This window comes from Gluconobacter sp. Gdi, from assembly GCF_014132155.1.
Lineage (GTDB): Bacteria > Pseudomonadota > Alphaproteobacteria > Acetobacterales > Acetobacteraceae > Gluconobacter.
Genome location: NZ_BLJQ01000078.1, coordinates 1 through 329 on the forward strand (window position 1 = coordinate 1; position 329 = coordinate 329).

A 329-nucleotide genomic window follows, 5' to 3' on the forward strand; every position below is an offset into this window, starting at 1 on the left:
GCCGCCATGACGGGCGGATTTTTTGCCATAGGACTGGCCTGACATGACAGACACCTCACAGGACACGCCTCCGGATGGCGGTCCCGAGATCCTGTATTCGGGATCGGCGGGCGGCTTTTACACACAGGGCATCAGCCAGAACATTCCGGCGGATGCTGTGACCGTCGCGGCTGGCACCTTCCAGGCGCTTCTGAAAGCCCAGGCCAAGGGGGCGACCCTCTCGGCGGGAACTGATGGGCTTCCGGTTGCGCGGACCCCTGACGGATCCACCATCGATCTGGCGACCGTCGAGACCGTCGCATCCTATCTGACGGTTCCGGTGCAGACGC

General features: G+C 63.8%; 1 protein-coding gene. It reads left to right on the top strand.

Going from position 1 to position 329, the window contains the following annotated elements; all coding sequences use genetic code 11:
* Positions 1-43: 43 nt before the first annotated feature.
* The coding region (locus tag JN414_RS16555; protein ID WP_375781692.1) for a hypothetical protein at positions 44-329 on the top strand (286 nt) is incomplete at its 3' end.